Origin of the sequence: Rhodopseudomonas sp. (assembly GCF_048594845.1) — a bacterium.
Taxonomy (GTDB): Bacteria; Pseudomonadota; Alphaproteobacteria; order Rhizobiales; family Xanthobacteraceae; genus Rhodopseudomonas.
Genome location: NZ_JBMDXE010000379.1, coordinates 1 through 7,248 on the forward strand (window position 1 = coordinate 1; position 7,248 = coordinate 7,248).

The window sequence follows — 7,248 nt, forward strand, 5'->3', positions numbered from 1 at the left end:
GTGCCGCAGATCCGGGACCCCGGTTACTTCGCTGCAGTCCGAACCGGTGCCCCGGATCTGCAGCGCACTCCGCCGCTTCGCGGCGCAGTGCGCTTTGTCCGGGGTACGTACTTCGGATGCGGCGATTTACTTGCCGTCCCACTCCTTCGCCAGCGCGGCCAGATCCGTCTTGATCGGTGCGCGAACCGTCGACGGGGTGCGCATGAAGCGCGGCGCCGGCGCCGGCTGGGTGTGGCCTTCGTGCTTGATGAAGACCTCGCGGGCGACCATGTGCGGATGCTTGGTGGCTTCCGACATCGTCAGCACCGGGGCGAAGCAGACGTCGGTGCCTTCCATCAGCTTGCACCATTCGTCACGCGTCTTGCTCTTGAACACCGCGACCAGCTTCTGCTTCAGCTCCGGCCAGTTTTTCGGATCCATCTGGCCGTCGTATTGAGCATCGGTGAGGCCGGCGAGTTCGCGTAGCAGCGCGTAGAACTGCGGTTCGATCGAACCGATCGAGATGAAATGGCCGTCCTTGCATTCGTAGGTGCCGTAGAAATGCGCGCCGCCGTCGAGCATGTTGCTCTCGCGGGCTTCCTTCCAGCGGCCGGCCGCGGTCATGTCGAAGAACATCGTGATCAGCGACGCAGCGCCGTCGCACATCGCGGCGTCGACGACTTGGCCCTTGCCGGAGCGCTTGGCTTCGAGCAGCGCTGCGAGGATGCCGACCACGAGATACAGCGAGCCGCCGCCGAAATCGCCGACCAGATTGAGCGGCGGCACCGGCTTCTCGGCCGGGCCGATCGCCGCCAGCGCGCCCGTGATCGAGATGTAGTTGATGTCGTGGCCGGCCGCCTGCGCCAGCGGGCCAGTCTGGCCCCAGCCGGTCATGCGGCCGTACACCAGCTTGGGGTTGCGGCCCAGCACGACGTCGGGGCCGAGCCCGAGCCGCTCCATCACGCCAGGGCGATAGCCCTCGATCAGCGCGTCGGCCTGATCGAGCAGTGTCATCACGCCGGCGACCGAATCCTTGTTCTTGAGATCGACCTCGACGACCTTGCGGCCGCGCGCGGCGGCGCCCTGCGGCTTTTGCCCGGCGCGTACCAGCGTGATCACCTCGGCGCCCATGTCGGCCAGCAGCATCGCGCCGAACGGACCCGGGCCGATGCCGGCGAATTCGACGATGCGGATGCCGGCGAGCGGGCCGCCGGCGGCGGTCTGCGAGGTGGCGGAAGGCGAGGCTGACTGTTGCACCTTGGGTGTCCTTTTGTTGTTGTCCGCGCAGGCGGAGCGTTGTGGTCGCGGCGAAATCACCACGGCGGCCGGGCGAAGAGCAAGCGGCTTTTCAGCGCAGCGCTGCATGCGGCCATGATGCGGCGGTGCAACAACGCAAAACGGCGCGCTCATGGCGCGCCGTCTGCCGTGAAGTGGAATTAGCTTCAGCCGGCGGACTCGACAGCGCGCTGCGCCATCACCTTGATCAGGTTGGCGCGATAGTCCGAGGTGCCGTGGATGTCCTCGATCAGCCCATCGTCCGCGACTTTCACGCCGTCGAGCGCGGCGGCCGACCAGTTCGCCTTCAGCGCCTGTTCGATCACCGGCACCCGCATCACGCCGTTCTGCGACGCGCCGGTGGCGGCGACGCGGATCTCGCCGGACTTCAGCTTGGCGACGAACACGCCGGTCAGCGCGAAGCGCGACGCCGGGTTGCGCATCTTGGAGTAGCCGGCCTTCTCCGGAACCGGGAACGAGATCGCCGTAATGATTTCGTTGTCCTCCAGCGCGGTCATGAACAGGCCCTTGAAGAACTGATCGGCCGGGATCTCGCGCTTGTTGGTCTTCACCGTCGCGTTCAATGCCAGCACCGCGGCCGGATAGTCCGCGGCCGGGTCGTTGGTGGCGACCGAGCCGCCGATCGTGCCGCGATAGCGCACCGCGGGATCGCCCAGCACCGAGGTGAGATGCGCGATCGCCGGGATCATGCGCTTCACGTCGGAATTGCTGAGGATGTCGTAGTACGTCGTCGCCGCCTTGATGGTCAGCGTGTCGCCGCTGGCTTCGATACCGATCAGGCCGGGGATCTTGGCGATGTCGATGACGTCGCTCGGCGCCGTCAGGCGCTGCTTCATCACCGGCAGCAGCGTGTGGCCGCCGGCGAGAAATTTCGGATCGCTGCCCTTGCCGTAAAGCGCCACGGCTTCGTCGACGCTGGAAGCACGGTGATAGTTGGTCGAATACATGGATATCTCCTGTCAGAGATGAATTGGTTGTTAGATCGCAAACCTCTCCGTCATTGCGAGGAGGTGGAGCCGACGAAGCAATCCATAAGCAGTGCACTGAGCTGGATTGCTTCGCGGAGCCTGTGCCCGGACCGCGCGGCGCGCGGATCCGGGTGCTCGCAATGACGGGGTCTACACTCCGTCCTGTTACTCCGCCGCCTGCTGCAGTTGCATCGCGTGCCACACCCGATCCGGCGTCGCCGGCATTTCCAGCCGGTTGGTGCCGATCGCGTCGGTGATGGCGTTGATCACTGCCGCCGAGGCGCCGATCGCGCCGGCCTCGCCGCAGCCCTTGATGCCGAGCGGATTGCCCGGGCACAGCGTCGTGGTGTGGGAGACGTTGAACATCGGCACGTCCTCGGCGCGCGGCATTGCGTAGTCCATGAACGATGCGGTGACGAGCTGGCCGCTTTCGTCATAGATGGCGTTTTCCAGCAGCGCCTGGCCGATGCCCTGGACCAGGCCGCCGTGGACCTGACCCTCGACGATCATCGGGTTGATCAGCCGGCCGAAATCGTCCACCGCCACGAAGTTGACGAACGACGTCTTGCCGGTGCCGGGATCGACCTCCACTTCGCAAACATACGAGCCGGCCGGGAAGGTGAAGTTGGTCGGATCGTAGAACGCGCTTTCCTTCAGGCCCGGCTCCATGCCGTCCGGCAGATTGTGCGCCGTGTAGGCGGCGAGGGCGACCATCGGCAGCGCGATCGACTTGTCGGTGCCGGTGACTTTGAACTCGCCGTTCTCGATGACGATGTCGTTCTCGGACGCCTCGAGCTGATGCGCGGCGATCTTCTTGGCCTTGGACTCGACCTTCTCCATCGCCTTGACGATCGCCGACATGCCGACCGCGCCGGAGCGCGAGCCGTAGGTGCCCATGCCGAACTGCACCTTGTCGGTGTCGCCGTGGACGATCGACACCTGATTGATCGGAATGCCGAGCCGGTCGGCGACCAGCTGCGAGAACGTCGTCTCGTGGCCCTGGCCGTGGCTGTGCGAGCCGGTCAGGATCTCGATGGTGCCGACCGGGTTGACGCGGACTTCAGCCGATTCCCACAGACCGACGCCGGCGCCGAGCGAGCCGACCGCCTTCGACGGCGCGATGCCGCAGGCCTCGATGTAGCAGGAGAAGCCGACGCCGCGCAGCTTGCCCTTGCTCTTGGCCTCGGCCTTGCGGGCCGGGAAGCCCGCATAGTCGATCGCCTTCAGCGCGGCGTCGAGGGACGCGTTGAAGTCGCCGGTGTCGTACGCCATGATGACTGGCGTCTGGTGCGGGAACTGGGTGATGAAGTTCTTGCGCCGCAGCTCGGTCGGATCGACCTTGAGCTGCCGCGCGGCGGTCTCGACCAGCCGCTCCCAGAGATAGCAGGCCTCGGGCCGGCCGGCGCCGCGATAGGCGTCCACCGGCGTGGTGTTGGTGTAGACGCCGATCACCTCGGCGTAGATCGCCGGGATGTTGTACTGGCCGCTCAGCAGCGTCGCGTACAGATAGGTCGGCACCGAGGATGAGAACAGCGACATGTAGGCGCCGAAATTGGCGTGAGTGGTGACCCGCAGTCCGAGCATCTTGTTGTCGGCATCGAACGCCATCTCGGCCTTGGAGATATGGTCGCGGCCGTGGGCGTCGGTGAGGAACGCTTCGGAGCGGTCGCCGGTCCATTTCACTGGCCGGCCGGTGCGCTTGGAGGCCCACAGCGCCACCATCTCTTCCGGATAGATGAATATCTTGGAGCCGAAGCCGCCGCCGACGTCGGGCGCGATCACCCGCAACTTGTGCTCGGGCGCGACGTTGTAGAACGCCGACAGCACCAGCCGCGCGACGTGCGGGTTCTGCGACGTGGTGTAGAGCGTGAAGTGCTCTTCGGCTTCGTCGTAATGCGCGACGGCCGCGCGCGGCTCCATCGCGTTTGGCACCAGGCGGTTGTTGGTCAGCTCGAGCGAGACGACATTGGCGGCCTTGGCGAAGGCCTCATTGGTCGCCTTCTGGTCGCCGATCTCCCAGTCATAGACGATGTTGCCGGGGGCTTCCGGATGCAGCTGCGCCGCGCCGGGCGCGATCGCGGCCTTGATGTCGGCAACTGGCGGCAGTTCCTCGTAGTCGACCACGACCGCTTCGGCCGCGTCACGCGCGAGGTTCTTGCTCTCGGCGATCACCACCGCGACCGCCTGGCCGACGAAGCGCACGGTTTCCGGCGCCATCGCCGGCCACGCGCCCATCTTCATCGCCGAGCCGTCCTTGGAGTGGACGGCCCAGCCGCAGATCAGATTGCCGATCTTGTCGTCGACGATCTGCTGACCGGTCAGCACGTCGATCACGCCCGGCATCGCCTTGGCGGCTTCGACGTCGATGCTTTTGATCTTGGCGTGCGCGTGCGGGCTGCGCACGAAGTGCGCATGCGCCATGCCGATGATCTTGACGTCGTCGACGTAGCGGCCCTTGCCGGTGATGAAGCGTCGGTCTTCCTTGCGAACGACCCTGGCGCCAATTCCCTCGATGCCCATCTGCATTTTCTCCCTTGGACTGCTGGTGCCGCGCGCTTCTCACGCGTCGCGGGTCGCAGCCATCATTCGACTATGTGGTCGGCGACGAAAACGGATGCGGGTAGGCGGCCTATTCGGCGGCCTGCGCCAGCTTCATGCGGGAGGCGGCGTCGAGCACCGATTTGACGATGTTGTGATAGCCGGTGCAGCGGCAGATGTTGCCTTCGAGCTCCTGACGCAGGGTGTGCTCGTCGAGGCCCGCGCCGTGACGGTTCACGATGTCGATCGCCGACATGATCATGCCGGGCGTGCAGTAGCCGCACTGCAGGCCGTGATTGTCGCGGAACGCCGCCTGCATCGGATGCAACTCGTCGCCGCGGGAAATGCCTTCGATGGTGGTGATGTTGGCGCCGTTGACCTGGCCGACCAGCGTCGTGCAGGACTTCACCGCGCGGCCGTCGATATGGACCACGCAGGCGCCGCACTGACTGGTGTCGCAGCCGACATGGGTCCCGGTCAAGTTCAGATGATCGCGCAGGAGGTGGACCAGCAGGGTCCTGTCTTCGACCTCCGCGGTCACAGCTTTACCATTCACAGTCAGTGAGACTTTGGACACGCCCGATCCTCCCGATGGAATTTGTAATTGTTCCAATTAGAAGCACGCGCGACGGAGTTTGCAACTGGGATTTTTGCGGCGTCTGTATCGGGCGACCTTGGACATGACGGCCTCGTGACGATCCGTATCGCGTTGCTTGATTTGCGGGCAGTTTGCGGAGGCGCGCTTGGTCAGCCGGACGGACGGGCGGCATTCGCCGGAACTGATGACGCGAAGCTCCGTTAATGAGCAACCAGTCCGCCGCCCGCGGCGCATCGCCACGTCCGGCGGTTGCGGCGTGGCTCAACACGCCGAGCGAGGTGAATGGGCGATCCAATCAGCGCCGTGAACATCCAGCCGATCCGAGGATCGAATCCGGCTGGCCGCGTGGTCGAGACCGATATCCCGGCCAGGCTGGACGGCTTGCTGTGGAGCAGCATTCACACGCGCGTTGTGCTGGCTCTCGGCGTGACGTGGATCCTGGATGGCCTGGAAGTCACGCTGGCCGGTTCGCTGGCTGGCGCGCTGAAGGCCAGCCCGCAATTGCAGTTCTCCAATTTAGATGTCGGCGCCGCCAACAGCGCCTACCTTGCGGGCGCGGTGATCGGCGCCGTCGGGTTCGGTTGGCTGACAGATCGCATCGGCCGCAAGAAACTGTTTTTCATCACACTGGCTCTGTATCTCGCGGCCACGGCAGCGACCGCATTGTCGTGGGACGTCTGGAGCTACGCGCTCTTCCGTTTTCTCACCGGCGCCGGCATTGGCGGCGAGTACACCGCGATCAATTCGACGATTCAGGAACTGATGCCGGCCCGCTATCGCGGCTGGACAGACCTTGTCATCAACGGGAGCTTCTGGCTGGGGGCGGCGATCGGCGCGGTCGCGGCGATCGTGTTGCTCGATCCCGCCGTGATCAATCCGGAGCACGGCTGGAGACTTGCTTATCTCACCGGCGCCGTGCTGGGTCTCATCGTATTCGCAATGCGGTTCTGGATTCCGGAGAGTCCGCGCTGGCTCATGACGCATGGCCGGCCTGCCGAAGCCGAAGCAATCGTCGCCGACATCGAACGCGGCGCGCGAATTGATCCGGACGCTGCACGAGATCGCCGCACGATCCGGCTGCAGATGCGCAGCCACACGCCGCTGCGCGAGGTCGCAACGACGCTTTTCAAGACGTACAGGAAGCGCTCGGCGGTCGGTTTGACGCTCATGGCCGCCCAGGCGTTCTTCTACAACGCCATCTTCTTCACTTACGCGCTGGTGCTGACCGATTTCTTCGGCATCCCGTCCAGTCACGTCGGCTGGTACATCCTGCCGTTCGCGGCCGGCAATTTTCTCGGTCCCCTGCTACTTGGCCGGCTGTTCGACACGCTCGGCCGCCGCAGCATGATTGCCTTCACTTATGGCGTATCAGGTGTGCTGCTGGCGATCTCCGGCTATCTGTTTTCGATCGGCGCGCTGAGTGCGCAAGGCCAGACGATCGCCTGGATGATCATCTTCTTCTTCGCGTCGCCGGCGGCGAGCGCTGCCTATCTCACCGTCAGCGAGACCTTTCCGCTGGAGGTGCGTGCGCTGGCGATCGCATTGTTCTACGCCTTCGGCACGGCCATTGGCGGCGTCGCCGGGCCGGCGCTGTTTGGTGCGCTGATCGACACGGGTTCGCGCGGCAGCTTGTTCGTCGGCTATCTGCTCGGCGCGCTGCTGATGGTGATCGCCGCCGTCGTCGGCTGGCGTTATGGTATCGCGGCCGAGCGCCGGTCGCTGGAACAGGTCGCGCGGCCACTCGCCGCCGTAGAGGATGACAAATGACTTCGAATCTCGCCGAAACCGCAAAGCGTCTCACGTCGGATTCGACGCCGGCGTCGGCCATCGCAATGCCGCGTCTCGATCAATGTGCGTTGTTGCTCGATA

General features: G+C 65.1%; 5 protein-coding genes. 1 reads left to right on the forward strand and 4 read right to left on the reverse strand.

The features are described 5' to 3' along the window. Positions 1 to 126 precede the first annotated feature (126 nt). From ACOJTD_RS26085 to ACOJTD_RS26100, 4 genes are all read right to left on the reverse strand, one after another. The gene (locus tag ACOJTD_RS26085) at positions 127 to 1,236 is read right to left on the reverse strand and encodes a CaiB/BaiF CoA transferase family protein (RefSeq protein ID WP_420135750.1); all 1,110 of its coding nucleotides are present in this window, start codon (positions 1,234 to 1,236) and stop codon (positions 127 to 129) included. Between the two features lie 185 nt (positions 1,237 to 1,421). Further along, positions 1,422 to 2,222, reverse strand: coding sequence for an FAD binding domain-containing protein (locus ACOJTD_RS26090; RefSeq protein WP_420135751.1), 801 nt, complete (start codon positions 2,220 to 2,222; stop codon positions 1,422 to 1,424). Positions 2,223 to 2,408: 186 nt separating this feature from the next. Next, positions 2,409 to 4,763: a xanthine dehydrogenase family protein molybdopterin-binding subunit gene (locus ACOJTD_RS26095; RefSeq protein WP_420135752.1), complete on the reverse strand. Its 2,355-nt coding sequence runs from the start codon at positions 4,761 to 4,763 to the stop codon at positions 2,409 to 2,411. 109 nt (positions 4,764 to 4,872) lie between these two features. After that, positions 4,873 to 5,358, reverse strand: a complete 486-nt coding sequence (locus ACOJTD_RS26100) for a (2Fe-2S)-binding protein (protein WP_420135753.1) — start codon at positions 5,356 to 5,358, stop codon at positions 4,873 to 4,875. Between the two features lie 303 nt (positions 5,359 to 5,661). Here ACOJTD_RS26100 and ACOJTD_RS26105 point away from each other — a divergent pair, with 303 nt between their 5' ends. After that, a complete protein-coding gene (locus ACOJTD_RS26105) occupies positions 5,662 to 7,146 on the forward strand; it encodes an MFS transporter (RefSeq protein ID WP_420135754.1) in 1,485 nt (494 codons plus the stop codon). Positions 7,147 to 7,248: the final 102 nt, after the last annotated feature.